Origin of the sequence: Sphingomonas sp. R86521 (genome assembly GCF_042466235.1) — a bacterium.
In the GTDB taxonomy this organism is placed as follows: Bacteria; Pseudomonadota; Alphaproteobacteria; order Sphingomonadales; family Sphingomonadaceae; genus Sphingomonas.
Genome location: NZ_JAXHBY010000001.1, coordinates 2,682,952 through 2,709,198 on the forward strand (window position 1 = coordinate 2,682,952; position 26,247 = coordinate 2,709,198).

Below are 26,247 nucleotides of genomic sequence, written 5' to 3' on the forward strand. Positions count from 1 at the left end.
GAAGAACTATAGGGCATCTCGTGCCTAGCGATCTTCTGCGCCTTTGCCCCCCGTATTACCCGGGAGGCCAGGAAGGACCCATCGGCCCCGTCCCACGATGTGGGATTAGGCGACCAGGTCGTATCGGCGACCCCGGAAAATCGCTCCAGGTGCGAGGGTTAGGCGTCATGGTTTGAATACTCGCTATCTGCCTCGAACCGATGCTCTCAGGTCTTGCGCTGCCTGCTCCACGTCGCCGATCAGCCGATCGCTGCGACTGTGGTGTCGCGATTGGCAGCGTAGGTCCTCGGCAGTGCGGAGCAAGCGCATGGCGATCGCTTCGACTACATCAGCAGCAGTTGGCGTGAAGGCAGCTGTCATGACCTACCTCGTACAGACTGCCCGTTGATACCGACCGACGGTTGCAGTTTGTGCAATCGCGAACGCGCGCGGTGCGTTTGTGCCCAACCGTTCGAGAGACCATCTGGACCTTGATGCTGCACAGCAGCAATTACCACGAGGCCAATATGTTCAGCTTGATCGTTCTCTACTTCGCAAACCGCCAACCGTCGGCCGCATACGCAGCCCAGGCTACACCGCCGGTAAAGACCGCTGCAAACGATCTGACCGCTGCACCGATGACGCGCGCAGCCTAAACTGCGTTCCTAACGGATACGACAATCGTCGATCCGTTGTCTCGTCGTATCAAACCATACCGCAGGACAACCACCGAAGCTTGGTGGCGACGTAGGCGGCACGGTCCATGACCAGCCGACGCTAGCACGTCTAAGCCGCTTGTGCGGCAACGCCCAACTCGGGCTTGTCCTCGTCCTGTACCACATCAGATACGAGCAGGTAAGTGGCAATCGACACCACGAACCCGCCGCCGAAATTGACCACCGCCTGCTTTCCATTCCCACCCTCAACGATACCCGTCATGCCGGCGAAGGCGCCCTCGGTCAGGCAGATCGACGTTCCTGGCTCGACGACGCGCCTGGTCTTCTTCATTTCGCGTAACCGGTGACGGTTTTCTTCCTCTCGCAGCGGGGCCAAGCTGCGATTCGAGATCAGCGGGTAGCGATCACGGTGGCGAAAGATCGAGAATGAGGGGTGTCCGCTGGTCGGGTCCGCCGCCAACCTGATCAGTTCGTACAGGTCACCAGCAGCCGCGAACACGAACGTCGGCGTGATCGGCGCGGGCCGCTCCTCGACGTCCCGGCGCTGGCGCCCTCGTCCGGCACGACGGACCATCTGCGTCGGCGTCCACGCCGTAAGCCCTGCTGCGGCGAGCGATGCAGTAAGGGCTAGCGTGCGTGCGGCCCCAGTCCGCAGGATGCACCACCCTTCCCCGCCTGCCGCCTTATCGTTCCCGCGATTCATCCGCTCAATCCTCGCCTGTTTCAAATATGTGCCGGGCTACGTTGCCCAGACGATGCATTTTCGTTGGTCGCGCGTTGATCGCGTTCGAAACACGGAGATCATCATGTCCGACGAAAACGCACCGAAGCCCGCCGACAACGTCAGTGTGAAACCGGGCGATGCCGACCCAACCGCGGACGGCTTTGGCCAGGGCGATGGCTATTCCGGAGACGAGTACGACAGCGTGGGCCACGCGGCTGAGCGGCATTTGAAGAACCGCGATACGCACGAAGCCGGCGCTGACGAGCCCGCCGCCGGCCGAGACATCCCGCCGGGAGCCGGCAAGCGCGCGTACATCGATAACAAAACCGGCGAAGTGCACGGCAGCGGATCCAGCGCTGGCGGGGGTAACCCGGGCGAGGACATCGACCTCGACACCTCGCGAAGTGGTCCCGAGACCTGAAGAGCCGCACGCTGCGGTCAGCCCGCTCATCAGCTGGCCGTCGCGCGCGTTACGATCGCGCTGCTGGAAAAAGCCGGTCGCGGTATCGACGATCAGACCGCGACCGGAGGTGTCCCGACGGGGATAATGCCGGGCAGCGAGGGATCGCAATCCCGGCAAAACGTCCGTACCGACCGAGCTTTGGTGTGTCACTGTAATAATACAGTGCTTCACAAGTTCTAGGTCTTGCTCGACTGAAGTGCTGAGCGACGCGTTATGACCTGCATTGTGCGATGGATGCCATCGAACGGCGGTAAACCGTCGGCTCGATCGCAGCAGCAGTGCGTTAGCAACGGGCAACGACAGGAGCATGCCATGCCTACCGACCCGAACACCGACATCGAGCGCGAGACGACCGGCGAACCGTACGTCGAGGGCAACATGGAAACCGAGGACGGCGCGGCGCACGACGGTTCCAGCGTCGAAGACCTGGATGCCGACAGCGACGAGGCGCCGGACTCGCTCGCGACCGAAGCCAACGATGTCGACGAGGCGGCGGATGACCTCTCGATCCGCGGTGACGACGAGCGGCCTGACAGCGCGCCGTAAGCCGATGCTGCCGGCGTGACCCCGAGCGATCGCGGTCATGCGGGCACCGGAACCGGGCGGACGTCGGACGGCGGTCCTGGAATGGCCATCCGCCGGTACCGCTCGGCAGTTGCCCGGCTGGCTGCGAACGCCTCGTCTTCGGACGCGACTTTGGTTCGCAACCGGGCCTCGATCCATGACACGGGTTCAGCTCGGCCGGCAGCGCTCAGCAGCGCCGCGTTCGTCGCCTCCTCGCCGTGAGCCTTGGACCATTTGGCAATCAAAGCCCGGGCCGACTTAGCCGACACGTCTGCTTCGCCCAGCAGCGCCACGCCAGCGTCGAACAGAGCTTTCCTCGGATCGCTTGGCGACGCGACAGCGTCAGTAGATTTATCTACTGAACTATCTCCTCCCTCCTTCCTCTGGCGGGACTTTTCCCCACCGGTGGGTAACCGCTTCCCCACCGGTTCCCCACTCGACCTAGTTGAAGGGGGCGCCGCTTCCCCACTGGCCTTGGTTGAAGGGGGTGTCAGTTCCCCACCCGAGGTGTCTGAAGGGGTACCCAGTTCCCCACCGTCGCGTGTTGAACGGGCCTCGATGTTCACCCAGTTCCGAACTGCTTCCGTCTGCGGATAGGTCGAGTTGGGTTTCTTCGGGCGCTGGTACTGGCAGAAATTCCGAACCGCGCCGTAGCGCTTGCCACCGACCTCGTAGGACATGATGCAGCGTGCTTCGGTCAGCTCGTCCAGCAACGCGACAGCATCGACGCTGTCGGCCGGCAGGAGCCGCATCTTAAGCTTCACCGGCGACCATTCGAACGAGCCCATGTCGTCGCATTCGTTCCAGATACCGAGGAACAGGAGCCGCGCGAATGGCGACAGCGAGACGTAGGTCTCGTCGGTCTAGAGGCCGGGGTGGATCGATCGTATACGCGCCATTTATTGACCTTCCCGGCTACTGTAGAAATCACTTCCGCGGACCGCGGAGTTTGCCCCGAAGAACCAGCCCAGGGCCTTGCCTGACGGACCGCTGCGGCGCTTGGGAACGAGGAACTCGACCTTGTTGCGCACGGCTTCCATGTCGGTTCGCCACGCCTCGTATTTCGGCCCGAACTGGTCGTCCGGTTCCTGTCGCTTGAGGTATTCCTCCTCGCGGTAGACGAAGAGGATCACGTCGGCGTCCTGCTCGATCTGCCCGCTGTCGCGCAGGTCCGACGGCATCGGCCGCTTGTCCGGACGCCTCTCAACGTCTCGGCTCAGCTGCGCTACCGCCATCACGGCCAGTCCCTCGGACTTGGCGAACTGCTTGAGCCCGACGCTGACCTCGCTCGCATGCTCGTACGGCGACATGCCCTTGCGGCTGTGCGCCATCAGCTGGAGATAATCGACGACGACCAGCTCGAGCTTCTGCCCCTTGGCTGCCAGGCGACGCTTGTGCGTGCGTGCCTGGCGGATCAGCTTCGCCAGGGTCAGGCCCGACGACTCGTTGATCTCGATCGGCAGCGCGTCGAACCGCGCCTTGGCCGACAGGACCGCGTTCATCTCATGGGGGCGGACTGTGCCGTCGCGGACATGCTCGTATGGCACCCCGCCCCGCGTCGTGAACGTCATGTCGGCGATCATCCGGCGCGTCAGCTCATCCGCGCTCATCTCGAGCGAGAAGATCAGGACGCCGTGACCAAGGCCGGCCGCGCCGATCGAGTATGACGTGACGAGGGAGGTCTTGCCCATACCCGGGCGCCCACCGACCACGACCATGTTCGACGGGCGCAGCACGCCGATGACATCGTCAAGCGAGCCGATCGTGCCGCAACGAACACCGACCACGGGTTTGCCGAAGCTGTCGATAACGATCTGCGCATAATCGCCGACGGACGCCTGGGCGGTGACCGTCTGCTCGGCGAGTTCGGCGACAGCCTCGTCAGCATTCGCGACCAGTTCCTCGCGCGTCACGGTCAGGTCGCGCGCCGAAGCCATGACGTCCTGCAGGCCGGCGACCATGCGACGCCTGCTCGACAGCAGCGTGATCTGTTCGAAGTAGGCCTTGGTACGAGCTCGTGGGCCAGCGTTCAGGTCGGCAGCCGCAAGCTTCGCGTAGGCGCGTGGCCATTCGCCGTCTTCTGCGAAGTGCGGCGCCAGCGTGACCGCGTCGACCGCACCGCCGGCGGACGATTGCTCGAGGACTTTGCCGTAGATCCGCCCGTACAGCGGGACCGAGAAGTCACCTGGCCGGCAGCGGTCCGCGACCTCGTCGATCAAGCGGTTGTTGGCGAGCAAGTCGCCCAGAAAGGCGATCTCGGCCTCGACGTTGTAGAGCGGGCTGGCGGACTCGGCCGCGGCGAATTGCTCCTGGAACGAGCCGCTCATGCCCGAATACCCCGGAGCTGGTCGTTCCAGTCCTTGAACCCCTCGGCCGGCCACATCGTGCGAGTCGCGAAACCCCGTTCGATCAGCTCCTCCTCCGCAGCGAGAGCGGCCGTGCGGCCAGCGTCGTCGTTCTGTCCCGCGATGACGATCGAGACGATGCGCGGCGGATAGTCGATATGCGGCATCATGGCGGTGCCGAGCGTGACCCACACTTCGGCGCCAAGCTCCTGTCCGATGCTCAGACCGTCCTCAGGCCCCTCGGTCAGGATCAGCTCGTGCTCGACGCTGTCGGCGTCCGAGTTGATGCGCAGCGCCCCGCCCTTCACGCGGCCAAGGCTGCGCTTCGGCTTCGCCATCCGTGCCTTCTGCCGACCGCCATCGCTGAGGAAAATGCGCTGCAGACCGATCAGCTGATCGCTGCCGTCCACGACCGCGCCGACCAACGCCGGCAGGTCGGGGCCACATTCGCCGGTGTCGTCGTCGTACCAGGCCGGTGTCATGGCGAAGCGGATCGTGTGGGGGATCGGCATGGTGATGCCGCGTCCGCGCAGATAGACCTCGGCAGGCGTGCCCGGGGCCGCGTGCGCCTTATCCCAGACGTGGCGGGCACGATCGATGGCACGCTGACGATCGGCTTCGTCCTCGGCTGCAGCCTTCACCCGGTCAGCGGGGTCTACGCCCGGCAGGCTCGCCGCGCCCAACCAGCGGAGCGCGTCCATGAAGCCGATACCCTCGGTCTTCATGACGTAGCTGACCAGGTCACCCGATGCCCCACAACCGAAGCAATGATAGGTGCCCTTGGCGTCGTTGAGCTGCATCGAGGGCGTGCGCTCGCTGTGAAACGCACAGAGCGCCCGCTTCTCGTTCTTCCCTGCGCGCGTGACCTTGCGGGTCCGCGCGACGACGTCGCTGATGTTGTAGCGCTGCTTGGCCTCGTCGACCGCGCGACGGAAAGCGGCGTCACGCTCGGCGCGATCGGTGGAGCGGCTCATTGCCCCCTGACCTTCTCGGCGGCGATCATCTCAAGCCAGGCGCAGGTCAATGCGTTCACACGCCGGATCAGCACCTCGTGCGGCATCAGCTCGCGCGGCTCGGTGACGTTGTCCGCCTCGATCGCGATGATCGCCGGCAGCAGGTTGGCGATCGTCAGCGCTGCGGCTTCGTCACCGCTGCACACCGCGCCAGCGTCGGCCCAGCGCCCGCCCGCCAGCGCGAGCAGCGGATCCGCGAACCGTCCGCCCCATTCGTGGCAGCCAGCCAGGAACGTCGGCAGGTCGATCGGCGACGCGGTGTTGGCATAGGCGGCTGCGCGATCGTCCGACTTTCCGAGCACCCGACCGATATCCAGCCAGGTCGCAGCGTCCTCGGTCTTGATCGCGGTGAGGATGGCGTTCTGCGTATCGACCGCGGCTGACGCGGAGAACGTGCGACGGCGTCCGTGGATGTACGGTGCGTTCATGCGGCAAAAGCCCTGGCATGGTGAAAGACAAACGCGCTCGGCGGGACAACCGCATCACGCTGACGGCTCTGGCGAACATGATCGCCGCGATGGTCGATGCGATGCGCTTTGCGGACGTACCGAACGACGTGATTCGACACTTCCTCAACAACCTGGACGAGCTGAACTGCATCACCCTCGATGGACCGGCGTACGAGATGATGGACACCATCGTGGAGGTCGTTCGGTCTACGGTGGCCTCGAATGACTGAGGTCAGCGCTGACACCCTTCCAAGGCACGTCTTGCGGGCCGCCCCCTTGAAGCTATCGTTCGGTTGTCGAGACCACCGAGAGGAAGAGAGGCTATGGACCTTGTGCAACGGCTTGCCATTGCGGCCATCATCAACGGACTTCGTAAGAGCGGCGCGATCGATGATGCGGCAGTCGCCGCTATCGCGGACGAGCTCCAAGCAGTTGGCAAGATTACCGACGGGTGGGGCCATGTTCGGCAGGCGGAGACGCTTCGTTCTCTGGCCGATGACATCGCTGCCGGCAAAAGCGGAGAGTAGCTCGACCGCTTCACGCATCGACGCGCGCCTGCGGGCTTTCGTAGAATCGGAGCGGAAGGTTCAGCCAACCAGCCGTTTCTATGCCGTAAAGATCCGCCCGGGGCATCTCGTCGACCCCGAACGTGCGGTAGTGCTCCTCGCCAAGTGCGTCGTCGCCGATGACTGTCACACGTATCGAATCGGCGTGAACGCCAAGAACGAGCGCAACGTCTGCTTCGGCGTTATTTTCCGCATCGCACAAATTGATGCCGAACGGCAGCGCCCAGCCTACCCCAGAAGCGTGTGTCGAGAAGTCGATCCGGAACGCGAGTGGCCGGAGGCGGTAAGTCGCGGCCTGTGTGGCTGGGGGGGTAGCTCCCATGGCGACGGTTTCAGTCATGCCACCTCGTCAGGATATATATCGGGCCGAATACAATGGCGCGAAAGACCGGTATGCTGCTCTACCGCAAGAACGTAGCGCGCAGGCAGCGGACGACGGCGGCGAACTAACTGCCATATGTTCGGTGGGGTGCAGCCACAAATAGAAGCCAACCTCCCCTGACTTCCTGCCCGCCTGATCGCTTCGAGCAGCACGGAATGCGGGTCTGGCGCCGCCAATTCGTTTCGTTTAGCCATAGCGCCCAATAGCAGCCTATCACGCAGTAGGCCATAGAAAACTATGGATTGATCATGAGGGCTGACCGATTACGCGAATGTATGGCCCTCAAAGGGGTTTCTCAAGCTGAACTGGCGCGACGTGCAAATGTAAGTCCGGCGGCTATCCAGCAGTTATTAAATGGATCTAGCAAAACAACGCGGTCACTCCGCACGATTGCCGCTGCATTAGAAGTGAATCCCGATTGGCTGGAGGGCTTAGAAGGGGCAACGCCGATCGTGGGGCTCAAGGTCGCTAGTTTCTCCAATGATCGTGAAACTGTTGACGTCCCCTATTTGGGCGTCTTTGAAGGCCGTTCCTGGGAGCGGGTGCAGGTAGGTATCCGAAGTCTTACCTTAAGCTCGTATTGGTTTGCGGACATCACCGACGGGCTTGGACCATCCGACGTCTCGTTTTGTAAATTGTCGACTGACGAAATGTCGCCGACGTTATCTCGAGGCGATGACGTTTGCTATCGACACAGTCGGGAGCACGACGGAAGGCCCGATGGCATATGGTTCCTCGAATATAACGAGGCGGCTCTCTTGAGGCGTGTCAGGTCACTTCGTAGTGGTAAATATCACCTTTCCGCGGACAATCCTGTCATTGCGCCCTTCGAAGCTGAGGGGCAGGAGATCGACTTCTGGGGGAAAGTTATCTGGCAAGGTAGAAGCCTAGCCGCATAGAAAGCTATGGACTCGGGCCCTATCATCGCATAGTGTCCTATTCAGCAGCTGATCGCCCACAGGCCGAAGACGCTGTCGCAGGTCCGTAAAGCACGCTCGGTTCGCCAGCCTCTGCCGCACTCCTGCGCCCTCGCAGGAGAACGCCCATGGCAACGCAGCTCAAGCATTTCGATTTCACGTCAACGTCGGCGCTGACCCCGCGCCCCAACATCCGGGTCGCCTTCATCGCGGGCGAGGCGGCAACCGCCGTCCATGACACGATGGCGAAGCTGCCGGCGGCAACGCGCGATGCGACGCTTGACGAACTGGCGACCGCCACGGCAGCAGACGTCGAGTTGATCCAGAGCATGACCTGCTCGCTAATCGAAACGGCGCGCGAGCTTCTGTCGCCGCGGATGTACACTGCGTTCCTGCGGTGGGGTGAGACGGCCTCGCATAGCTCCTCGTTCTATGAGAGCGACGAGGAAGGCGCCGTGCGCTGCAAGGCGAGCGAAGATGCGCTTCGTGCCGTGGGGCTGATCCAGGCCGAGAACGCCCACGATATGATGTTCCGAGCACTCCTTGCCGGCATCGAAGCCGGCGACTGCTCAGGCTTCGGCCCCTTTGAGATCGAAGGCTCTGAGAATGGGTTTCCGCTGGAAGCACTGACCAAGGCACTGAGCGCCGACCTATCGTCGCTCTCGCCCGTTGCTGACCTGTTCGAAGCGTTGAGCAAGCGGGCTTGGGCCCTGTCGAACGCGACATCGTCGTTCTCGCTGCCGATCGGCACTGCGATCACCAGCGCTTTCAGCTTCGCCCGCGGCGAGGACTCCATTGAACGCAACCTCGGCATCGCGGTGGTCAATATGGACGGCTACAACCCGTTCATGCGCGGCCCGCTGATTCAGTGGCAGCGCGCATATGATCGGTTCGTGGACGCCCAGGCCGAAGCAGATCGCTATCATGCAGATGTGATCACGCCAGCCCACGCGCGTTTCATGCCCGTTCGCGAGAAGTGGCCGGCGAATTACGACTTTTCTTCAGACAGTGCCGCGTCGCTTGAACTGGATACAGTCGACTATCCTGATGAGGAGGAACGTTACGACGAACTCTGCGCCGCGGCCTATGAAGCTAAAGAGCGCCTGTATCTGATCCCTGCCCCGGGGGCCGGGGAACTCGCCATCAAGCTCAAGCTGTTCTCGAAGGACGGTGACCGTCACCTCTGTCGCGCCGATGAGATTCTCCAGCAGATCACGTGCGACGCTCGCCGGTTCGGCCGCCACGGTGCTTTCCTGCAAACCGACACGGCTGTACTCGACGCCTACCAGACCCGGCGGTGCGAGTTTGAGGCGACCGTCGGAGTGGACCTGTCGGCGGCACAGGAAACCACGCATTTCAGTCGCATCGACGCCGCGGATATGGCGCTACTCAGTGGCCGCGCGTCGACGATCGAAGGCGTAATCGCTAAGCTACGTGTCGCGTTTCTACATCAGACCGGGGAAGCTTGGTCCGATCTGGCCATTTCGAATATCACGAACCCGGTCTTCAGCGACGGTCTGCGTCTATCGGACATGTACACTCGCATGGCCTGGGGTGCGATTGAGGATCTCGCCCGCATCGGCGGGGTGAACCTCGCGGAGCAGGGTGCATGACCTGCGCATCGTGCCGGTTCTGGGATCGCTATGCCGAAAGCGACATCTCGAAAAAGTTCGGCGACTGTCGCTTCGATCCCCCGCGCATCAGCGAGACGCTGCTCGCGCGCATGCTCCCTGGCCTGAGCGTACCGCTGTCGGAGTACGACGACATCGAGCGCGACATCTACGTCGCAAGTGCCTTCCCGGTCACCCACCAGGAAAGCGCTTGCGGCCGGTGGGACAGCCTGGTGCCAGTATGCTGACCGCCCATGCTGCAAACTCTTGTGCGTCGTGCCGTCACTGGCGGCGTATGGGACCAAAGCTCGCCAACGCCCAGCGCGACCCCTCCGCTGCGCAGGACGAGGGGACATGCGAACGGCGGGCGCCCAGTGTCGTGCAGGGCAACGGGCCGTTCCCGGTATCCATGTTCCCCGTGACACACGAAAGCCGCGGCTGCGGCGAGTGGCGTGGCCAGGCGCGCCCGGGACCTGACGGGGACGGCGGCGAGCGCGTCGTGCCGTTTCCTGGCGTGCCAACGAGGATCGCCGCATGACCGATATTATCAGTGACCGCCTCCTGCGGCTGTCGCAGGTTCTAGAAATTGCCGGCCTCAGCAAGGCTATGGTCTACCGCTTGGTGCGGGAAGGGAAGTTCCCGACGCCTTGCAAGCCTGGCGGTATCGCAACCCGCTGGGTGGAGAGCGAGGTGCGCGCGTGGCGGGAGCGGGTTGAAGACGCGCGAGCGGCTTAATCAAATATCGACGGCCGAACGTCCGCTAACGCCCACAAACAGCCATTCGTCTGGACCGACTTCTGACCCTGATTGTCATTTTTGCTTGAAGGGATCAGCCTGCCGTGGCCACCCGAACACGGGTGCGCCTTGAAAGGCTACAATATGCGCGTCGTGATTTACGCTCGCTATAGTTCCGAACGCCAGCGGGCGGTGTCGATTGAAGACCAAGTGCGAGTCTGCCAGGCTAAAATTGACAAAGAAGGGTGGCTAACCACCCAGGTTTTTTCAGACTACGCCTATTCGGCTCTAACATAATGCGACCCGGCATACAGGGGCTCTTAAACGAATGTCAGGCAGGAAGCTTTGACATTCTAGTTACGGAATCATTGGACAGGCTCTCTCGCGACCAAGAGGATATTGCAGCTATTTACAAGAGATTGTCATTCGCGAACATGACAATACATACGCTTGCCGATGGGCGAATCAATGAGCTCCACATTGGGTTGAAAGGCACAATGTCCGCTCTATTTCTCAAAGATCTAGCTGACAAAACGCGACGAGGTATGTTGGGTAGCATTGCGTCCGGAAAGGCGGCAGGAGGTATATCTTATGGTTACAGGATGCTTCGCCATATCGATCAACAAGGTGAGATTGTGCGCGGTGAGCGGCAAATAAACGAAGATGAGGCCAAAGTTATTCGGTCGGTGTTTCGTAGTTACGCCGAGGGACGGTCCGGGCGGTATATAACAGACCTTTTAAACCATAATGGGGTATCGGGACCTCGAGGCAACATCTGGCACCACACTACTATTCTTGGAAACCAGAAAAGAGGAAGTGGTGTGTTGAATAACGCTTTATATGTTGGAAAGCTAGTCTGGAACCGTCAGCGCTGGATGACAAATCCGTATACCGGTTGTCGTGTATCTCGGCTGAACGACCCTGCTTCATGGGTCATCACCGACGTTCCCGAGTTGCGGATAGTTCAGCAACGGCTTTGGAAAGCCGTCAAGACGCGTCAAGCTTCTGCTTAGCGCTTGAGTCCGCTCTTCACCACCATGCGACATTTCGGTTGAAGATCGACCGAACGGCCGCTGATGCTTAAGGGCGGACATACAAGCGCACGCGATGTCAACCTGAGGTGACCCTGTTCTACCCGTTCGGTAGCGATACCGACGCGAAGCGAAGCTATTCGATTTGTGAGTGACACTGACGGCAACGCTCGCGCGCTGCGCCGTCGCGATACCTATCCTGACCAAGCGTGAAAACCTGACGGGGAAATGCGATAATGCTTAACTTATTCGCGAGTAGCACGGCGATTGCTCTGATGCTTGCTGTGCAAGCAGAAACTTATCAACCGTCTATTAGTCGACTGCCGACGCCCCCGCGACCGGGCGAGCCAATAATTCAGGGCACCACACGGAACGCAACGTGGAATCCCGACGCTCCTAAAATATTTCCCAATATTGTGAGATCAAGGCTTCTCAGCGATCCACAGCCATATGGTAATGATGCTCGGATCAAGGTTCATATCATCAAGCACCTGAAAGGATCTTTCACCCCATCAGATGTCGAACTGGTTTTCGGCATGGTTTGCGGTGCCGGTGGAACGTTGCCGCTAGAAAAGGGGGCGGAACTCACTCTCTACCTAACGATCCATCCTCACGAAGGGCGTTCAATTGGGTTGGTCACATATTATCGCGCTGTCAGCCTTTGGCCTGAGTAGGTATGCATGGCGGCGGTGGTGAACTGCCGTATATGCGTTTCCCGTATCTCGTGATTGCGGCGCAGCGACCGCTTCGCCAACTTTCACTTACATGCCGTCCGTCCGTTTTCCGCCAAAGTCGGCCATTCAACCATAATCGCAAGCAGATCAGGCCTGATACCGCCGCCGCCTCGATTCAGCCCCCCCCCCCCCCCCCGGCCCCGTCGCTGCGTGCCGCATAGGCTGCCCCAGAAGCTCTAGGGGCGGCACGAACCCGTCAAGGAGCAGGTCAGCCCATTCGCATGCTATCTCCCGCCGGCGAGGCATGTACGCGGCTCGGTTGTACGCCCCCTCGACCTTGTCCTTCGGGACGTGCGCCAGCATTAGGTCGACGACTGCGCGATCGTCGCCCTTCCCTTCCGCCTTCAGTCGTTCGTTCATGATCGTGCTGAACGCAGCGCGGAAGCCGTGCGGGACGTGACGCTGGTAATAGCCGGCGCGGATCAGCAACTGGCGCAGCGTGTTCTCCGACATCGGCTTGTGGAGGTGTCGCTCCCCCGGGAAAACGAGGGCGAGGTCACCGGTCAGCGTCTTTAGCGCGCGCAGGATGGCGACCGCCTGCGGGGCAAGCGGCACCAGGTGGTCGCCATCGGCATCCGCCTTTCGATCCTCGTCGCCCTTCATGCGCGCCGCCGGGATGCGCCACAGCGGCTCCTTCCCGTCGAGATCCTCGAACTCCGCCCAGCGCGCGCCGCCCAGCTCGCCCGGCCGGACCGCGGTCAACGCCAGCAGACGCATCGCCAGCTTGGTCGTTGCACGGCATCGCTCCGCTTCGCAGTTCTCCAGCATTGTCCGTGTCGCTGCGATACGGGCCGGCTGGTCGCGCAGGCCGTCGATTATGGACGGTTGCGGCTTTACCCGCGGTTTGGAGCTCAGTGCCTTCCCCAGGCTGGCTGCTGGGTCGGTTTCGGCGATACCGGCAGCTATCGCATAGACGAACACAGCTGACAGGCGCTGGCGTAGCCGGTGAGCCGTCTCGATCGCGCCCCGCGACTCGACTTCGGTGAGGATGGCCAGCAGCGTCGGCGCCTTGATCGATGTGATCGGCAGGTCGCCGATTTCAGGCAGGACGTTCTCCTCGAGGCTCTGCCAGACCTTCTCGGCGTGCTTCGGCACCCACGTCGACTTCTTTTTCGCGTACCATGCTTCCGCGACCGTTCGCATGGTATTGGCGTTCGCCGCGGCCCGCGCGCTGTGAGAGGTCTTCTTCTCGATCGATGGATCGTTGCCGGCAGCCAGTTGCGCCTTCGCCTCGTCACGGCGCTTCCGCGCCTCGGTAAGGGTGACTGCCGGGTAGGAGCCGAAGCTCAGCGTCTTCTGAGCCGGCTTGCCCGGATCCTTGGCACTGCGGCCGTAGGTGTAGTTCATGCGCCAGTGGCGGCCGCCCGACGGGCTCACCTGCAGGTAGAGCTGTCCCGAGTCCCCCAGCCTGTAGGCGGTGGTTTTCGGCTTCGCTGCCTTCACCTTAGCGTCGTTCAGCATTCTGCGTCCCCGATACCATGGTATCCGCGGCGCGGTACCATGGGAAATGCCATGCCGAGGGGTAGACGCGTGTGGACTACCATGGACCGGCTGCACCCCAGAGAAGGGGAGAAAACCGCGGATTTCAAGGGATTGTAGACGGCTGTGGCCCGTCAAATACTCGCGAGTGGTAGCGGAGGAGGGATTTGAACCCCCGACCCCAGGATTATGATTCCCGTGCTCTAACCAACTGAGCTACTCCGCCAAAGGCGATGCGTTCACTCGCGAGGGGGGCCTATAGGAATGGGATTCCGGGTGGTCAAGCGAACATGTGACGCGACAGCGCTTCCCATGGCCCGCCGCGATACCACCACGCGCCCAGCCCTGCGATCTCGACGTCGCGCGGGCGGAAATCGCGGTTGAGTTCGGCGAGCAAAAGCTTCGCCACCGCGGGCGTCACCTTGTTCTGGATCGTGACGTGCGGACGCCAGCCCCCGGCATCCTGCGGCGTCAGCATGCCGGTGAACGCATCCGCCAGCCGCGCGCGGATACCGACGAGTTCGGGCGATTCGATGCGATAGGCGACCCCGCGACCTAGCGACATCAAGCCGCCGACCCGCGCCTGGGGCGCAGGGATGCCCCGCGTCTCCAGGGTAAGGCGGTGCTTGAGTTCGTCGACACTGGATGGCGGCAAATGGTGGAACAGCGTCAGGTGCGCATCGAGCTGGTTGCGCTCCGGCGGGAAATGCGCGCGCCGCATCGTATCGAAGAACGCGGTGTCCTGCCGCCCGAACAGCGCGGTGACGATGATGGGCGCAGGCCCCGATTCGCTAGACATCAAATCTCGATCTGGCTGCCGAGCTCGACGACGCGGTTGGTCGGCAGGCGGAAGAACTCCATCGCGCTTTCGGCATTGCGCAGCATCCACGCGAACAGCTTCTCGCGCCAGATCATCATGCCGGGCTTGTCGGACGGCAGCAGCGTCTGCCGCGACAGGAAGAAGCTGGTGTCCATCATCTTGAAGTCGGCCCCGCAATTATGGACCTCGCGCAGCGCGGCGGGCACGTCGGCATCCTCCATGAAGCCGTAACGCAGCACCAAGCGGTGGAACCCCTCGCCCAGCTCCTCGCGGATCGCGCGATCGTCTGCCGGCCAATAGGGCTGGCCGACGATCTTGACGGTCAGCAGGATGACGCGCTCGTGCAGCACCTTGTTGTGCTTGAGGTTGTGGAGCAGCGCGTGCGGAACGCCGTCGGGCGTTGAGGTCATGAACACTGCGGTGCCGGGCACGCGCGAGGCGGAGCCCGACGCCGATCCGATGAACACCTTGATCGGCATCGCCGCCTCGCGCATCCGGTCGATCATCAGCTGCCGCCCCTTCGACCACGTCGTCAGGAAAGTGAAGATGATGAAGCCGACCAGCAGCGGGAACCAGCCGCCCGCGGGTACCTTGGTCAGGTTCGCCGCGAAATAGGCGCCGTCGACCAGGAAGAATATCGCGAGCAGCGGCACCGCGAAATACACCGGCCAGTGCCACAGGCGGAACAGCACCACGCCCAGCAGGCAGGTGTCGATGAACATCGCCCCGGTTACCGCGATGCCGTACGCGCTGGTCAGGTTCGACGAGGTGCGGAAGAACAGCACCAGCAGGATGACCATGATCATCAGCGCCCAGTTGACCAGCGGGATATAGATCTGCCCCGCGGTCGACGCGCTGGTATGTTCGATCCGCAGCCGCGGGATGAAGCCGAGCTGGATCGCCTGTTGCGTGACAGAGAACGCGCCCGAGATCACCGCCTGCGACGCGATCACCGCGGCGGCGGTCGCCAGGATCACCAGCGGCAGCTGCAACGCGTCGGGCGCGAGGTTGTAGAACGGGCTGACCAGCGCGCTGCTGCCGTCGCGGAACAGGAGCGCGCCCTGCCCCATGTAATTGAGGATCAGCGCCGGCAGCACGAAGAACAGCCAGGATATGCCGATCGGCCGGCGTCCGAAATGCCCCATGTCGGCATACAGCGCCTCAGCCCCCGTGACAGCGAGGACCACCGAGCCGAGCGCCAGGAACGCGCGTTCGGGGTCGATCAGGAAGAACTGCACCGCGTAATGCGGCGACAACGCCCACAGCACTTCCGGCGTCTGCGCGATGCTCAGGCCGCCCAGCACCGCGATCACCGAGAAATAGACCAGCATGATCGGCCCGAAGAACAGCCCGACGCGCGCCGTACCGCTGCTCTGGATATAGAACAGGAAGATCAGGATCGCGACGGCGATCGGCAGCACCAGGCCGGCGAAGCTGGGCGCCGCGACCGCGAGCCCCTCGACCGCGGACAGCACCGACACCGCGGGCGTGATCATGCTGTCGCCGTAGAACAACGCCGTCGCGAACACGCCGAGCAGGATGATCCCCTTGCTCCAGCGCCGCGTCTTGGTCTTGCCCGAGACCAGCGCGAGCAGCGCCAGGCTGCCACCCTCGCCCTTGTTGTCGGCGCGCATGATGATGATGACGTATTTGACCGTGACGACGATCATCATCGACCAGAACATCAGGCTGATGACGCCCATGATGTGCGCGGGGTCGAGCGCGAGTTTGTGATGCCCGGCGAACGTCTCGCGGAACGCATAGAGCGGGCTGGTGCCGATATCGCCGAAGACGATGCCGATCGCGCCGACCGCCAGCTTGAGCATGCCATCGGCGTTGTGATGGCCGCCGTGCGCGTCCGAATCGTGGCTAGCCGCCGGAGGGGCGGCGGCTGGGTCGCGGGCCGCCGGAAGCGCGGCGTCTGGGGTATCGGTCACCGGCGCTGCGCGGTGTCCGAAAGGTTGGAAATCGCCATGTTCAAAACCCGTTGTTCACCCCAGAGACAGGATTTAGCACGTTGCGCCGAGGGCAGGCAACGGGACTGTCTGATGCGTTCTACGATGATGCATCTGGTATTTACGATCGTTCGCCGCAAGCCCCCGCGATACCGGCATTTTTCCTTGGAACACATACGGAACATCGGCGTTGGGTTGAGTCGAAAGGAACACCGCAATGTCCGACACCAACCCAAAGGCCGAACCCTTCTCGAACGCCGAGAAGGACCCGCACGACTGGACCACCGGCGACGAGAAGATGACCGGTGCGCAGGCGAGCTATCTCAAGACGCTCAGCGAAGAAGCGCATGAGGAATTCGACGATTCGCTGACCAAGGCGGATGCGTCGCTCAAGATCGACGAGCTGCAGGGGAAGACCGGGCGAGGTCAGTAACGACGCCGGCTGCCCAGCTACCCTTCGTCATCCCGGGCTTGTTCCGGGATCCAGGGTTACAGGCGACACCGCTCGTAACCCTGGGTCCTGACTTTCGTCAGGATGACGGAGCGTTGGTGACCTATCGCGGCCCGAGGTCGCCCTTGCCGACCGAACCCGACGCCATCGCCAGCATCGCATCCAGGCTGACCTTCGCCTTCAACCGCAGACTCTCCTCGATCTCGATCCGCGGCTCGAGGTCACGCAGAGCGACGTACAGCTTCTCCACCGTGTTCAGCGCCATGTACGGGCAGATGTTGCAGTTGCAGTTGCCGTCCGCGCCCGGCGCGCCGATGAAGCGCTTGTTCGGGAGCGCCTTTTCCATCTGGTGGATGATGTGCGGCTCGGTCGCGACGATCAGCGTGTCGCCGGGCATCGACATCGCATAGTCCAGGATGCCGCGGGTCGATCCGATATAATCGGCATGGTCGAGGATGATCGCCGGGCATTCGGGATGCGCGACGACCGGCGCGCCGGGATGCTGCGCCTTCAGCTTCATCAGCTCGGTTTCGCTGAACGCCTCGTGGACGATGCAGACGCCGGGCCATAGCAGCATCTCGCGCCCGGTCTTCCGGACCAGATACCCGCCCAGGTTGCGGTCGGGACCGAAGATGATCTTCTGGTCCGCGGGCAGCTGCGCCAGGATCGTTTCCGCCGACGAACTGGTCACGATGATGTCGCTGAGCGCCTTCACCTCGGTCGAGCAGTTGATGTACGTCAGCGCGATGTGATCGGGGTGCTTGGCGCGGAACGCCGCGAACTGTTCGGGCGGACAGCTGTCCTCCAGGCTGCAGCCGGCATCCATGTCGGGCAGGATCACGGTCTTGTCGGGCGACAGGATCTTCGCGGTCTCGGCCATGAAGCGCACGCCGCAGAACGCGATGACGTCGGCATCGGTCGCCGCCGCCTTGCGCGACAGGTCGAGACTGTCGCCGACGAAATCGGCGAGGTCCTGCAACTCGGGCTTCTGGTAATAATGCGCGAGGATGACCGCGTTCTTCTCCTTGCGGAGGCGTTCGATCTCGGCGCGGATGTCGACGCCGATGAGGTTGGTAGGCTGTTCCATCAAGCAAATCCCGGTTAGCTGGCGTTGCCTAGCACATCCTGCAGCGAGCGCGAGGTGTCCCAGCGCTCGGTCGACCGCCCCTCGCCGGCAAACGTCACAGTGACCTTGACGTTGCCGAGGCCGGCCGCGCGCAGCGGTGCGGCGACGAACGTCGACAGCGCCGCACGGGCATTGCGGCGCGCAGCCGCAAGGCGTTCGGGCTTGCTCGCTTCGGTCGCGGCGACGCGTTCGGCACCCGTCGAGGCCTGGCGCCGCATCCGGCCCATCATGTTGCGGGTGACGAACACGCCCTTGGTATCCTCGATATAGATCCGCGATTCGTCGATGTTGATGTCGCCGACCCGGACGTCGGGCGCGCGCACCGTTAGCATCTTGGCTTTCTCGTCCCAGCGGAAGTCGGACGCGCGCATTGCGGAGAGGTCGACATAATAGCCGGCGGAAAACGGCGCCTTCATCACGTAGCTCGAGTCGAGCCAGCTGAACACGCCCTTGTCCGATCCGACGCTCTGGACGGTGCCGGACAGCGTGCTGACCTTGAGATCGCTCGCGCCCGAGAATGCGGTGGCGATGATCCGAGCCACCGCCGGGCCATCGCGTCCCTCGGTCGTGACGGTGTAGCGGTCGGTATAGGTCCGATACGCCGCCAGGATCGCAGCCAGCGCGGCGGCGATGACGATCAGCGCCAGCACGACGCTGACGATCGACTTCCGCGTCACGCCGCGATCCGCCATGTCGCCCCCTCTTCGGCAACGCGTCCGCGGTTGCGCAGGTCATAGAGATGCGCCAGCACCGAGCGGCCGGCGGCCGGCAGCAGCCGCGCGTCGAGCCCGACATACATCCGCGCGACCATCGCCGGGATGTCCAGCGCATCCTCGCGAAGCAGCCGGAGGATCTGTCCCTCGCGCTGCTTGCGATGACCGAGCATGCCGCGGACCAGGCGTTGCGGCTGGTCGATCGCCTCGCCGTGGCCGGGATAATAGACCCGGTCGTCGCGCGTCATCAGCTTGGCGAGGCTCGCCATGTAATCGGCCATGTCGCCATCGGGGGGCGATACGATCGACGTCGACCAGCCCATGACGTGGTCGCCCGAGAACAGCGCGTTCGTTTCCGGCAGCGCGAAGGCGAGGTGGTTCGAGGTGTGCCCCGGCGTTGCGATCGCCTGCAACGTCCAGCCGTCTCCGCTTACCGTATCGCCTTCGGCCAGCACGCGGTCGGGCGCGTAATCGGGATCGAACGACGCATCGGCGCGCGCGCCCGTGTCGGTCAGGTCGAACGGCGCCGCACCGACGATCGGTGCGCCGGTCGTCGCCTGCAACGGCCGGGTCGCGGGACTGTGGTCGCGGTGATGGTGCGTGACGACGATCGCGGTGACCGGGCGGCCGGCGATCACCGCCGCCAGCGCGTCGAGATGCGCGGGATCGTCGGGCCCGGGATCGATCACCGCGAGATCGGTGGTGCCGACAATATGCGTCTGCGTTCCGGTATAGGTGTAGGGCGACGCGTTGGGCGCGAGCACGCGGACGACGAGCGGCTCGAGCTGGATCGGGATTCCGGTGGGATGCTCGGCCATGCGGCGCAGATGGCGGCGGCGACCGGCAAAGGCAAGTGCGCCTCCCGCTCGCCGCGCCTTGCTCAATCGCGGCGCATATCCGCGATCTCGCGGTGCAGGTCCGCGATCGAGGCGTCGATATCGGCCAGGGCCTCGGCGCGGTCGGCGGCCGGGATCGACGCGTTGGCGCTCATCGATGCCCGCGTGGCTTGCAGGCTGGACAGCGCGGCGGTCGTCGCCTGCCGCCCGATCGCCAGCCCGTCCGCTTCGGTCATCTGGCCTGCCCGCGCCGCCGCCTCGATCCGGTCGTTGCAGATGATCGTGACGGTCGCATTGCCTTCGCGTCGCGTCATCGTGAAGTTCCTGCGGCCGGCGTCGGGGCCGCATTGTCCTGAGACGACGGGGACCGGCGGCATCGGAACCGCGGGCGCTGCGGGCACGGAAACCGGTCCGGGGCCAAATTGCGGGCGCGGCGGAACCGGCGGCACAGGCACGGGATGCGCCGCGATATAGCGGTCGGCGGCCGCGCCTTCATAGACCGCGGTCCTGCCGTTCTTGACGACAACCACGCGGCGGGCGTTGCCACTGGCCGAAGGAACGGGCGGGGTCGGCGGCACCGCGAACGCGAGGGACGACGGCGCGGGCGTCGACGGCGCGGCGGGGGCCTGCAGCGACAGGCCGGTCGCGGTCTCGATCCTGTGCGTGACGGTCGCGGCGGCGCGCGTGCCCGATATCGTCAAGCCAAGACCGGCAACGGAGAGCAGCGCGACGGCGGCGGTGCCCGCCAGGACGCGGCGGCGCGAGGTACGCGAGGTGGTCAGCATCCGGAGTCTCCCTTTCAGGTCGGTGATGGTGTGGAGGTGGCAGGCCGCGGACACCGCGCCGCCATGCGCCGCCTTGACGATCGCGCAGGCATAGATGTGGCGGTCGACCGCCGAGCGCCCGGCGAGCACGCGCGCGTCGTTCGCCAGTTCCTGGTCGGCGCGAAAGCTGCGGAAAGCGCGCCAGGCGACCGGGTTGAACCAGTGCAGCGACAGCACGACCAGCGCCGCCCAGTTGGCGAGCAGGTCGCCGCGCTGGTGGTGGCCAATCTCGTGCGCCAGCGCGAGCGCGCGTTCGTCGGCGTCGTAGCGGTCGTCGAAATCATGCGGAAAGGCGACGTAGCGGCGCAGGATACCGAACGCGAGCGGCCCCGGCGCCGCAGCGCTGGCGATGACGCGCACGCCGTCTAGGTCGTCGAGCCGTTCGGCGGTGCCGAGCATCCGCGCGCAGAACCGGTTGTGCTGAACGAAATGCCAGACCAGGAACGCCGCCGCCCCTGCCCCCCATGCGGCCCCGATGATCAGGCCGATCGAGGGATATTGCGGCACCGACGTAGCGCTGGCAGCAATGGTCGCGGATGCGGCGGGCTGGATCACGTACACCGCGATCGTCTCGCCGGCGCGCGTGATCGGGGTGGCGATGGTCTGCCAGCCCTGCGGCATCGGCGGCAGCACCAGCCGCAGTACGGGCAATGCCCACAGCGCATAGGCGACCTGCGGCCCAAACAGCCGTCGCACCGGCGCGCGGGCGAGCAGGACACCGACCATCAGCAACGTCGACGCAACCAGCGCCTCGATCGCCCAGGCCGTCACCGCGGCGCTCATGCCTTCAACGCCTGGAGCAGCGCCTCGATCTCGGCGATGTCCTGCGCGGTCAGTTCATCGCGCTCGGCGAGGTGCGCGACCAGCGGGGTCAGCTTGCCGCCGAACAACCGGTCGATCAGCCGCCGCGATTCGCCGCTGACATAATCGTCGCGCGCGACCAGCGGCCGGTACAGATATCGCCGGCCGTCCTGTTCGTGACCGATCACGGTCTTGGCGAGCAACCGGCCGAGCAGCGTCTTGACGGTGTTGGCGCTCCAGCCCTTCGCCGGATCGACGCGCTCGGCGACGTCCTGCGCGGTCAGCGGGGATGCGTCCCACAACACCTCCATCACGGTATGTTCGGCGTCGCTGATGCGTTCTGGCACGACTCGGCTCCTCGATGACTACGTCTGTAATCGTACCGATTACGGTTGTAGTCAAGGGGGGGGTGTCGCCGACCCTCAAGCTCTCGTCATCCTGACGAAAGTCAGGACCCAGGGCACCAGGGGTGGCGCTCGGAACTCTGGGTCCTGACGTTCGTCAGCATGACGGATGCGTGTCACGGACGCGCTTCGATGACGGCTGGGGTAGGTGTCGCCGTTCTTTACAGCAAAGCTGTCGGATATTGCGCGTTAACCACCGTATTCCGCGGGAAGCCGTGCATTGCGCCGATTGGCACACGGACTGCATCTACCTTCCACGTACCGAGCGTTTCAGCGCTTCAAGCCGGGTGGATCGATCGCTTCACGATCTCGCGTCGATCCACCCGCACCCGGTTCAGCCTTCCTTCGCGAACAGCTGGGCCAGCTCGCCGCTCTCGTACATTTCCATCATGATATCCGACCCGCCGACGAACTCGCCGTCGACGTAAAGCTGCGGGATCGTCGGCCAGTCCGAATAGGCCTTGATGCCCTGCCTGATGCCCTGGTCCTGCAAAACGTCCACACTCTCGAACTCGACGTTCAGATGATTGAGGATCGCGATCGCGCGGCTGGAAAAGCCACACTGCGGGAACAACGGGCTGCCCTTCATGAACAGCACGACGGGGTTGGCCTTCACGACCGCATCGATGCGGGCGCCGGCGTCGTCGGTATTGGGGTCGGTAATCGGATCGGTCATCATTTCGTCCTCAAGCAATCACGGTGGTAAGTTGCAACGCGTGCAGCACGCCGCCCATGCGGTCGCCAAGCGCGGCATAGACCGCCTTGTGCTGCTTCACGCGGCTCAGGCCGGCGAAACTCGCGCTGGTGACGCGCGCGGCATAATGGTCGCCGTCGCCGGCGAGATCGGTGATGACGACATCGGCGTCGGGGATCGCATCGCGGATGATCGCGGCGATGTCGTCTGCGGCCATCGGCATTATTGCGCGTCCAGCAGCTGGCGGCGGGCTTCGATCATCTGTTGCGCGAGTGCACGGCGGACGGTGGCTTCGTCATGGTCCACGCCCGCGGCGGTCAGGTCGCCGACGAGTTTGCGCACGACATCGTCGTCGCCGCCGCCTTCGAGATCGGCATGGACCAGCGCGGTGGCATAGGCGTCGGCCTCTTCCTTGGTCAGCGCCATCTCGGTCGCCGCCCATTGCCCGAGCAGGCGGTTGCGGCGCGCGGTGATGCGGAACGCGAGTTCCTCCTCACGCGCGAAATGCGTTTCGTTCGCGCGTCCGCGGTCTTCGATACTGGTCATGGCGCGCGGGTCCCCGGTGTTTGTCGTCGGGGACAAGATAGGGGCCGGGAGTGAGGCGTGCAACAATGGGCGAACCGCCGCCGCCCCAACCGTCATGCTGAACTCGTTTCAGCATCCACCTCGCGGCACAGACCAGATTTCGATCACGAGCCGCATCGCTCGATGCCCGGTGGATGCTGAAACGAGTTCAGCATGACGGAGTTATCAGCCAATCTCGACCACCAGCTTCCCGATAGCGCCGCGGGCGGCCATTTTGGCGATCGCGTCGCCGCCGCGCTCCAACGGGAAGACTTCCGTGACGCGTGGGGCGATCTTGCCCTGCGCCCACAGGTCGAACAGCGTCGCGACATGGGCGGCGTTCGCCTTCGGATCGCGCGCCGCGAACGCCCCCCAGAACACCCCGCAGACGTCGCAGCTCTTCAGCAGCGTCAGGTTGAGCGGCAGCTTCGGAATGCCCGCGGGGAAACCGACGACCAGATACCGTCCGCCCCACGCGATCGACCGGAGCGCAGGTTCGGCATAGTCGCCGCCGACCGGATCATAGACGATGTCCGCACCGCCCGCGCCGACCGCCGCCTTGAACTGCTCGGCCAGCGCCTTCGACGCGTCCTTGTCGAACGGCGCGCGGCCATAGACCAGCGTGACGTCGGCCCCCGCCTGCTTGGCAGCCGCAGCCTTTTCGTCCGACGATACCGCAGCGACGACGGTCGCGCCGAACGCCTTGCCCAGCTCGATCGCGGCAAGCCCGACTCCACCCGCCGCGCCGAGCACGAGCAGGGTCTGCCCGGCCGTGATATGCCCGCGGTCGAGCAACGCGTGGATCGTGGTGCCATAGGTCAGGATCAGCGACGCGCCCTCGGCAAAGCTGCGCCCTTCGGGAAGACGGTACAGCGCGCCGACGCTCGCCACGACCTTCTCGGAGAGGCCCCCATTGCCGATCATCGCGATCACCCGGTCGCCCACCGCCCAGCCGGTCACGCCCTCGCCCAGTTCCGCGATCGTCCCGGCGATCTCGCCGCCCGGCGCGAACGGGCGTGGCGGCTTGAACTGGTATTTGTCCTCGATGATCAGGACGTCGGGATAGTTGATCGCGCAGGCCCTGACCGCGATCACGACCTGCCCCGGTCCGGCGACCGGATCCGGCAGTTCGCTCAGTTCCAGAGTTTCAGGTCCGCCCGACACCTTCGACAGCAACGCCCGCATACCCGCTCTCCTTGAGGGTCCAGGGACGATTCTCGCGCACCCCGGCCTCGAATTTCGAAATCTGGGTATCTCTTGCCAGCGTCAGACCGATCTCGTCCAGCCCTTCCATCAGGCACTGCCGCCGGAACGCGTCGAGTTCGAACGCAAAGCGGTCCTGATACGGCGTGGTGACGGTCATCGTCTCGAGGTCGATCGTGATCGGCTCGGACTTCGCCACCTCGATCAGCCGGTCGATCACGTCCTCCGGCAGCACCACGGTGACGATGCCGTTCTTGAACGCGTTGCCCGAGAAGATGTCGGAGAAGCTCGGCGCGATCACCGCGGCGATACCCATGTCTGCCAGCGCCCAGGCGGCGTGCTCGCGGCTCGACCCGCAGCCGAAATTATCGCCCGCGATCAGGATCGGCGCACCAGCATAGGCGGGATCGTCGAAGATGTTGCCCGGCTGCGCGCGCACCGTCTCGAACGCGCCCTTGCCGAGGCCGGTGCGGGTGATCGTCTTCAGCCAGTGCGCGGGGATGATGACGTCGGTGTCGACGTTCTTCGCGCCCCAGGGATAGGCGGTGCCGCTGACGGAGGTGACCGGTTTCATCGCTGCGCCGGATGCTCCGTGAGCGGGCGCGCGGATGCGACATACGCCGCGACGCCGCTGAACATTGCGCCTGCTACCAGCAAGACCAGAACCTTCTTCACGCCCGTTCCCCCATCAAGTCTCGTACGTCACTCAAATGCCCGGTCACCGCAGCAGCGGCAGCCATCGCCGGCGAGACGAGGTGCGTGCGCGCCCCCGGCCCCTGTCGCCCGACGAAATTACGATTGGACGTCGATGCGCAGCGCTCGCCCGGCGGCACCTTGTCCGGGTTCATCGCCAGGCACATCGAACAGCCAGGCTCGCGCCATTCGAACCCGGCGGTCTTGAAGATCCGGTCGAGCCCCTCGGCCTCGGCCTGACGCTTGACCTGACCCGAGCCCGGCACGACCAGCGCGCGGACGCCGGCCGCGACGTGGCGGCCGTCGGCGATGCTCGCGGCGGCGCGCAGATCCTCGATCCGGCTGTTGGTGCAGCTGCCGATGAAGACGTGCTGGACGCTGACCTCGGTCATCGGCGTGCCCGCGGTCAGACCCATGTAGTCGAGCGACTTCTGCGCCGCGATCCGCTTGGCGGGATCGGCAAAGCTCTGGGGGTCGGGCACGACGCCGGTGATCGACACGAAATCCTCGGGGCTGGTGCCCCAGGTGAGGCCCGGCGCGATCTCTGCGGCGTCGATCACGATGGTCTTGTCATAGACCGCGCCAGCGTCGCTGGGCAGCGTCCGCCAATAGGCGACCGCATCGTCCCAGGCCTTGCCCGAGGGCGCCATCGGCCGGCCCTTGAGATAGGCGAAGGTCGTGTCGTCGGGCGCGACCAAGCCGGCACGCGCGCCCGCCTCGATAGACATGTTCGCGATCGTCAGCCTACCCTCGACCGACAGGTTCCGGATCACGCTGCCGGTGAATTCGATCACATAGCCGGTGCCGCCGGCAGCGCCCAGGCGCCCGACGATCGCGAGGATGACGTCCTTCGCGCTGACGCCGAAGCCGAGTTCGCCGTCGACCCGCACTTCCAGCGTCTTGGACGGCGACAGCAGCAGGGTCTGGGTGGCGAGGACATGCTCGACCTCGCTGGTGCCGATCCCGAATGCCAGTGCACCGAGCGCACCGTGCGCCGAGGTGTGGCTGTCGCCGCACACCAGAGTCGTGCCGGGCAGCGTGAAGCCCAGTTCTGGCCCGATGACATGGACGATGCCCTGCTGCACCGCGTTGGCGTCGATATAGTCGATGCCGAACTCGGTCGTGTTGCGGCGGAGCGCGTCGAGCTGTGCCGCGCTCTCGGGGTCGGCGATCGGGATCTCGCGACCCTGCGCATCGACACGCTGCGTCGTCGGCAGGTTGTGATCGGGCACCGCCAGCGTCAGGTCGGGGCGGCGCACCGGGCGACCGGCAAGGCGCAGGCCGTCGAACGCCTGCGGGCTGGTGACTTCGTGGACGAGGTGGCGGTCGATATAGATCAGGCAGGTGCCATCGTCGCGTCGCTCGACGACATGCGCGGCCCAGATCTTTTCGTACAGCGTTTGCGGACGGGTTGCCATGACGGCGCTCCGTTAACCGAAACCGCGCGCCGGGCCAAGCTTTCCGGCAACTTTCTTACTCGTGCCGCCGCCCTTTC

31 protein-coding genes, 1 tRNA gene and 1 pseudogene are annotated in these 26,247 nt (G+C 64.2%); 11 read left to right on the top strand and 22 right to left on the bottom strand.

Translation table 11 applies throughout. From position 1 onward, the window contains the following. Nucleotides 1-765 precede the first annotated feature (765 nt). On the bottom strand, nucleotides 766-1,230 hold the full coding sequence (locus SJY20_RS12465) for a hypothetical protein (RefSeq protein WP_380787247.1): 465 nt from the start codon (nucleotides 1,228-1,230) through the stop codon (nucleotides 766-768). A 232-nt stretch (nucleotides 1,231-1,462) separates the two neighbouring features. On the opposite strand from SJY20_RS12465, the gene SJY20_RS12470 reads away from it, so the two are divergent. Continuing rightward, nucleotides 1,463-1,801 carry a hypothetical protein gene (locus SJY20_RS12470; RefSeq protein ID WP_380787248.1) on the top strand — a complete coding sequence of 113 codons (339 nt, stop codon included), beginning with the start codon at nucleotides 1,463-1,465 and terminating at the stop codon, nucleotides 1,799-1,801. A gap of 354 nt (nucleotides 1,802-2,155) precedes the next feature. Beyond that, complete coding sequence (locus SJY20_RS12475) at nucleotides 2,156-2,389, top strand: hypothetical protein (protein WP_380787249.1); 234 nt, start codon at nucleotides 2,156-2,158, stop codon at nucleotides 2,387-2,389. Nucleotides 2,390-2,424: 35 nt separating this feature from the next. Here the strand turns inward: SJY20_RS12475 and SJY20_RS12480 are convergent, their stop codons facing one another. The 4 genes from SJY20_RS12480 to SJY20_RS12495 form a co-directional block, all read right to left on the bottom strand. Further along, on the bottom strand, nucleotides 2,425-3,195 hold the full coding sequence (locus SJY20_RS12480) for a hypothetical protein (RefSeq protein WP_380787250.1): 771 nt from the start codon (nucleotides 3,193-3,195) through the stop codon (nucleotides 2,425-2,427). A 111-nt stretch (nucleotides 3,196-3,306) separates the two neighbouring features. After that, nucleotides 3,307-4,734: a replicative DNA helicase gene (locus SJY20_RS12485; protein WP_380787251.1), complete on the bottom strand. Its 1,428-nt coding sequence runs from the start codon at nucleotides 4,732-4,734 to the stop codon at nucleotides 3,307-3,309. After that, on the bottom strand, nucleotides 4,731-5,726 hold the full coding sequence (locus SJY20_RS12490; RefSeq protein WP_380787252.1) for a CHC2 zinc finger domain-containing protein: 996 nt from the start codon (nucleotides 5,724-5,726) through the stop codon (nucleotides 4,731-4,733). Before SJY20_RS12490 ends, SJY20_RS12485 begins: the two co-directional genes overlap by 4 nt. After that, complete coding sequence (locus SJY20_RS12495; RefSeq protein ID WP_380787253.1) at nucleotides 5,723-6,193, bottom strand: hypothetical protein; 471 nt, start codon at nucleotides 6,191-6,193, stop codon at nucleotides 5,723-5,725. The genes SJY20_RS12490 and SJY20_RS12495 overlap by 4 nt, the downstream gene beginning before the upstream one ends. A gap of 17 nt (nucleotides 6,194-6,210) precedes the next feature. Between SJY20_RS12495 and SJY20_RS12500 the strand changes: the two genes are divergently transcribed. After that, on the top strand, nucleotides 6,211-6,444 hold the full coding sequence (locus tag SJY20_RS12500; RefSeq protein ID WP_380787254.1) for a hypothetical protein: 234 nt from the start codon (nucleotides 6,211-6,213) through the stop codon (nucleotides 6,442-6,444). Nucleotides 6,445-6,537: 93 nt separating this feature from the next. Next, a complete protein-coding gene (locus tag SJY20_RS12505; protein ID WP_380787255.1) occupies nucleotides 6,538-6,741 on the top strand; it encodes a hypothetical protein in 204 nt (67 codons plus the stop codon). A 10-nt stretch (nucleotides 6,742-6,751) separates the two neighbouring features. Here SJY20_RS12505 and SJY20_RS12510 read toward each other — a convergent pair whose 3' ends face one another. Continuing rightward, complete coding sequence (locus SJY20_RS12510; protein WP_380787256.1) at nucleotides 6,752-7,120, bottom strand: hypothetical protein; 369 nt, start codon at nucleotides 7,118-7,120, stop codon at nucleotides 6,752-6,754. Next, nucleotides 7,117-7,356 (bottom strand): transcriptional regulator, encoded by a 240-nt coding sequence (locus SJY20_RS12515; protein WP_380787257.1) that lies wholly within the window; start codon nucleotides 7,354-7,356, stop codon nucleotides 7,117-7,119. Before SJY20_RS12515 ends, SJY20_RS12510 begins: the two co-directional genes overlap by 4 nt. Nucleotides 7,357-7,410: 54 nt before the next feature. On the opposite strand from SJY20_RS12515, the gene SJY20_RS12520 reads away from it, so the two are divergent. From SJY20_RS12520 to SJY20_RS12545, 6 genes and pseudogenes are all read left to right on the top strand, one after another. Further along, a complete protein-coding gene (locus tag SJY20_RS12520) occupies nucleotides 7,411-8,061 on the top strand; it encodes an XRE family transcriptional regulator (protein ID WP_380787258.1) in 651 nt (216 codons plus the stop codon). Between the two features lie 146 nt (nucleotides 8,062-8,207). Continuing rightward, nucleotides 8,208-9,692: a hypothetical protein gene (locus tag SJY20_RS12525; RefSeq protein ID WP_380787259.1), complete on the top strand. Its 1,485-nt coding sequence runs from the start codon at nucleotides 8,208-8,210 to the stop codon at nucleotides 9,690-9,692. Then, on the top strand, nucleotides 9,689-9,937 hold the full coding sequence (locus SJY20_RS12530) for a hypothetical protein (RefSeq protein ID WP_380787260.1): 249 nt from the start codon (nucleotides 9,689-9,691) through the stop codon (nucleotides 9,935-9,937). Before SJY20_RS12525 ends, SJY20_RS12530 begins: the two co-directional genes overlap by 4 nt. Nucleotides 9,938-10,223: 286 nt before the next feature. Continuing rightward, nucleotides 10,224-10,424: a helix-turn-helix transcriptional regulator gene (locus tag SJY20_RS12535; RefSeq protein WP_380787261.1), complete on the top strand. Its 201-nt coding sequence runs from the start codon at nucleotides 10,224-10,226 to the stop codon at nucleotides 10,422-10,424. Between the two features lie 144 nt (nucleotides 10,425-10,568). After that, nucleotides 10,569-10,936: pseudogene (locus SJY20_RS12540) on the top strand (recombinase family protein); the annotation flags it as partial. Nucleotides 10,937-11,026: 90 nt separating this feature from the next. Beyond that, on the top strand, nucleotides 11,027-11,437 hold the full coding sequence (locus tag SJY20_RS12545) for a recombinase family protein (protein ID WP_380788683.1): 411 nt from the start codon (nucleotides 11,027-11,029) through the stop codon (nucleotides 11,435-11,437). 839 nt (nucleotides 11,438-12,276) lie between these two features. Here the strand turns inward: SJY20_RS12545 and SJY20_RS12550 are convergent. From SJY20_RS12550 to SJY20_RS12565, 4 genes are all read right to left on the bottom strand, one after another. Next, nucleotides 12,277-13,650 carry a tyrosine-type recombinase/integrase gene (locus SJY20_RS12550; protein ID WP_380787262.1) on the bottom strand — a complete coding sequence of 458 codons (1,374 nt, stop codon included), beginning with the start codon at nucleotides 13,648-13,650 and terminating at the stop codon, nucleotides 12,277-12,279. Between the two features lie 167 nt (nucleotides 13,651-13,817). After that, a tRNA-Met gene (locus SJY20_RS12555) sits at nucleotides 13,818-13,894 on the bottom strand. 54 nt (nucleotides 13,895-13,948) lie between these two features. Next, nucleotides 13,949-14,467, bottom strand: a complete 519-nt coding sequence (locus SJY20_RS12560; protein WP_380787263.1) for a 2'-5' RNA ligase family protein — start codon at nucleotides 14,465-14,467, stop codon at nucleotides 13,949-13,951. Further along, a complete protein-coding gene (locus tag SJY20_RS12565; RefSeq protein WP_380787264.1) occupies nucleotides 14,467-16,425 on the bottom strand; it encodes a potassium transporter Kup in 1,959 nt (652 codons plus the stop codon). Before SJY20_RS12565 ends, SJY20_RS12560 begins: the two co-directional genes overlap by 1 nt. A 235-nt stretch (nucleotides 16,426-16,660) precedes the next feature. Between SJY20_RS12565 and SJY20_RS12570 the strand changes: the two genes are divergently transcribed. After that, nucleotides 16,661-16,876 (top strand): DUF3072 domain-containing protein, encoded by a 216-nt coding sequence (locus SJY20_RS12570; protein WP_380787265.1) that lies wholly within the window; start codon nucleotides 16,661-16,663, stop codon nucleotides 16,874-16,876. A gap of 121 nt (nucleotides 16,877-16,997) precedes the next feature. Here SJY20_RS12570 and nadA read toward each other — a convergent pair whose 3' ends face one another. From nadA to leuC, 11 genes are all read right to left on the bottom strand, one after another. Then, entirely contained in the window at nucleotides 16,998-17,981 is a 984-nt protein-coding gene (gene nadA / locus SJY20_RS12575; protein ID WP_380787266.1) for a quinolinate synthase NadA, read from the bottom strand. A 14-nt stretch (nucleotides 17,982-17,995) separates the two neighbouring features. Next, complete coding sequence (locus tag SJY20_RS12580; RefSeq protein ID WP_380787267.1) at nucleotides 17,996-18,712, bottom strand: DUF4230 domain-containing protein; 717 nt, start codon at nucleotides 18,710-18,712, stop codon at nucleotides 17,996-17,998. Beyond that, nucleotides 18,694-19,551 (bottom strand): MBL fold metallo-hydrolase, encoded by an 858-nt coding sequence (locus SJY20_RS12585; RefSeq protein ID WP_380787268.1) that lies wholly within the window; start codon nucleotides 19,549-19,551, stop codon nucleotides 18,694-18,696. Before SJY20_RS12585 ends, SJY20_RS12580 begins: the two co-directional genes overlap by 19 nt. 62 nt (nucleotides 19,552-19,613) lie before the next feature. Then, the gene (locus SJY20_RS12590; RefSeq protein ID WP_380787269.1) at nucleotides 19,614-21,176 is read right to left on the bottom strand and encodes a M56 family metallopeptidase; all 1,563 of its coding nucleotides are present in this window, start codon (nucleotides 21,174-21,176) and stop codon (nucleotides 19,614-19,616) included. After that, entirely contained in the window at nucleotides 21,173-21,541 is a 369-nt protein-coding gene (locus SJY20_RS12595) for a BlaI/MecI/CopY family transcriptional regulator (RefSeq protein WP_380787270.1), read from the bottom strand. The genes SJY20_RS12590 and SJY20_RS12595 overlap by 4 nt, the downstream gene beginning before the upstream one ends. 391 nt (nucleotides 21,542-21,932) lie before the next feature. After that, nucleotides 21,933-22,274 (bottom strand): Grx4 family monothiol glutaredoxin, encoded by a 342-nt coding sequence (gene grxD, locus SJY20_RS12600; protein WP_380787271.1) that lies wholly within the window; start codon nucleotides 22,272-22,274, stop codon nucleotides 21,933-21,935. A gap of 10 nt (nucleotides 22,275-22,284) precedes the next feature. Next, on the bottom strand, nucleotides 22,285-22,515 hold the full coding sequence (locus SJY20_RS12605) for a BolA/IbaG family iron-sulfur metabolism protein (protein WP_380787272.1): 231 nt from the start codon (nucleotides 22,513-22,515) through the stop codon (nucleotides 22,285-22,287). Continuing rightward, nucleotides 22,515-22,838 (bottom strand): DUF1476 domain-containing protein, encoded by a 324-nt coding sequence (locus SJY20_RS12610; protein WP_380787273.1) that lies wholly within the window; start codon nucleotides 22,836-22,838, stop codon nucleotides 22,515-22,517. Before SJY20_RS12610 ends, SJY20_RS12605 begins: the two co-directional genes overlap by 1 nt. 204 nt (nucleotides 22,839-23,042) lie before the next feature. Then, nucleotides 23,043-24,041: an NADPH:quinone oxidoreductase family protein gene (locus SJY20_RS12615; protein WP_380787274.1), complete on the bottom strand. Its 999-nt coding sequence runs from the start codon at nucleotides 24,039-24,041 to the stop codon at nucleotides 23,043-23,045. Then, complete coding sequence (leuD, locus tag SJY20_RS12620) at nucleotides 24,004-24,633, bottom strand: 3-isopropylmalate dehydratase small subunit (protein ID WP_380787275.1); 630 nt, start codon at nucleotides 24,631-24,633, stop codon at nucleotides 24,004-24,006. The genes SJY20_RS12615 and leuD overlap by 38 nt, the downstream gene beginning before the upstream one ends. A 97-nt stretch (nucleotides 24,634-24,730) precedes the next feature. Then, nucleotides 24,731-26,170, bottom strand: coding sequence for a 3-isopropylmalate dehydratase large subunit (gene leuC / locus SJY20_RS12625; RefSeq protein WP_380787276.1), 1,440 nt, complete (start codon nucleotides 26,168-26,170; stop codon nucleotides 24,731-24,733). Nucleotides 26,171-26,247 lie beyond the last annotated feature (77 nt).

Coding starts and splice junctions, on each gene's coding strand:
- SJY20_RS12550 (WP_380787262.1), bottom strand. CDS start 13,650: ATGCTGAACGACGCTAAGGTGAAGGCAGCGAAGCCGAAAACCACCGCC.
- leuD (WP_380787275.1), bottom strand. CDS start 24,633: ATGAAACCGGTCACCTCCGTCAGCGGCACCGCCTATCCCTGGGGCGCG.
- SJY20_RS12545 (WP_380788683.1), top strand. CDS start 11,027: ATGCTTCGCCATATCGATCAACAAGGTGAGATTGTGCGCGGTGAGCGG.
- SJY20_RS12475 (WP_380787249.1), top strand. CDS start 2,156: ATGCCTACCGACCCGAACACCGACATCGAGCGCGAGACGACCGGCGAA.
- SJY20_RS12585 (WP_380787268.1), bottom strand. CDS start 19,551: ATGGCCGAGCATCCCACCGGAATCCCGATCCAGCTCGAGCCGCTCGTC.
- SJY20_RS12465 (WP_380787247.1), bottom strand. CDS start 1,230: ATGGTCCGTCGTGCCGGACGAGGGCGCCAGCGCCGGGACGTCGAGGAG.
- SJY20_RS12570 (WP_380787265.1), top strand. CDS start 16,661: ATGTCCGACACCAACCCAAAGGCCGAACCCTTCTCGAACGCCGAGAAG.
- SJY20_RS12480 (WP_380787250.1), bottom strand. CDS start 3,195: ATGGGCTCGTTCGAATGGTCGCCGGTGAAGCTTAAGATGCGGCTCCTG.
- SJY20_RS12500 (WP_380787254.1), top strand. CDS start 6,211: ATGGTGAAAGACAAACGCGCTCGGCGGGACAACCGCATCACGCTGACG.
- grxD (WP_380787271.1), bottom strand. CDS start 22,274: ATGACCGATCCGATTACCGACCCCAATACCGACGACGCCGGCGCCCGC.
- SJY20_RS12590 (WP_380787269.1), bottom strand. CDS start 21,176: ATGAGCGCCGCGGTGACGGCCTGGGCGATCGAGGCGCTGGTTGCGTCG.
- nadA (WP_380787266.1), bottom strand. CDS start 17,981: ATGGAACAGCCTACCAACCTCATCGGCGTCGACATCCGCGCCGAGATC.
- SJY20_RS12485 (WP_380787251.1), bottom strand. CDS start 4,734: ATGAGCGGCTCGTTCCAGGAGCAATTCGCCGCGGCCGAGTCCGCCAGC.
- SJY20_RS12495 (WP_380787253.1), bottom strand. CDS start 6,193: ATGAACGCACCGTACATCCACGGACGCCGTCGCACGTTCTCCGCGTCA.
- SJY20_RS12515 (WP_380787257.1), bottom strand. CDS start 7,356: ATGGCTAAACGAAACGAATTGGCGGCGCCAGACCCGCATTCCGTGCTG.
- SJY20_RS12490 (WP_380787252.1), bottom strand. CDS start 5,726: ATGAGCCGCTCCACCGATCGCGCCGAGCGTGACGCCGCTTTCCGTCGC.
- SJY20_RS12525 (WP_380787259.1), top strand. CDS start 8,208: ATGGCAACGCAGCTCAAGCATTTCGATTTCACGTCAACGTCGGCGCTG.
- SJY20_RS12520 (WP_380787258.1), top strand. CDS start 7,411: ATGAGGGCTGACCGATTACGCGAATGTATGGCCCTCAAAGGGGTTTCT.
- leuC (WP_380787276.1), bottom strand. CDS start 26,170: ATGGCAACCCGTCCGCAAACGCTGTACGAAAAGATCTGGGCCGCGCAT.
- SJY20_RS12605 (WP_380787272.1), bottom strand. CDS start 22,515: ATGCCGATGGCCGCAGACGACATCGCCGCGATCATCCGCGATGCGATC.
- SJY20_RS12505 (WP_380787255.1), top strand. CDS start 6,538: ATGGACCTTGTGCAACGGCTTGCCATTGCGGCCATCATCAACGGACTT.
- SJY20_RS12510 (WP_380787256.1), bottom strand. CDS start 7,120: ATGACTGAAACCGTCGCCATGGGAGCTACCCCCCCAGCCACACAGGCC.
- SJY20_RS12535 (WP_380787261.1), top strand. CDS start 10,224: ATGACCGATATTATCAGTGACCGCCTCCTGCGGCTGTCGCAGGTTCTA.
- SJY20_RS12580 (WP_380787267.1), bottom strand. CDS start 18,712: ATGGCGGATCGCGGCGTGACGCGGAAGTCGATCGTCAGCGTCGTGCTG.
- SJY20_RS12530 (WP_380787260.1), top strand. CDS start 9,689: ATGACCTGCGCATCGTGCCGGTTCTGGGATCGCTATGCCGAAAGCGAC.
- SJY20_RS12610 (WP_380787273.1), bottom strand. CDS start 22,838: ATGACCAGTATCGAAGACCGCGGACGCGCGAACGAAACGCATTTCGCG.
- SJY20_RS12615 (WP_380787274.1), bottom strand. CDS start 24,041: ATGCGGGCGTTGCTGTCGAAGGTGTCGGGCGGACCTGAAACTCTGGAA.
- SJY20_RS12560 (WP_380787263.1), bottom strand. CDS start 14,467: ATGTCTAGCGAATCGGGGCCTGCGCCCATCATCGTCACCGCGCTGTTC.
- SJY20_RS12470 (WP_380787248.1), top strand. CDS start 1,463: ATGTCCGACGAAAACGCACCGAAGCCCGCCGACAACGTCAGTGTGAAA.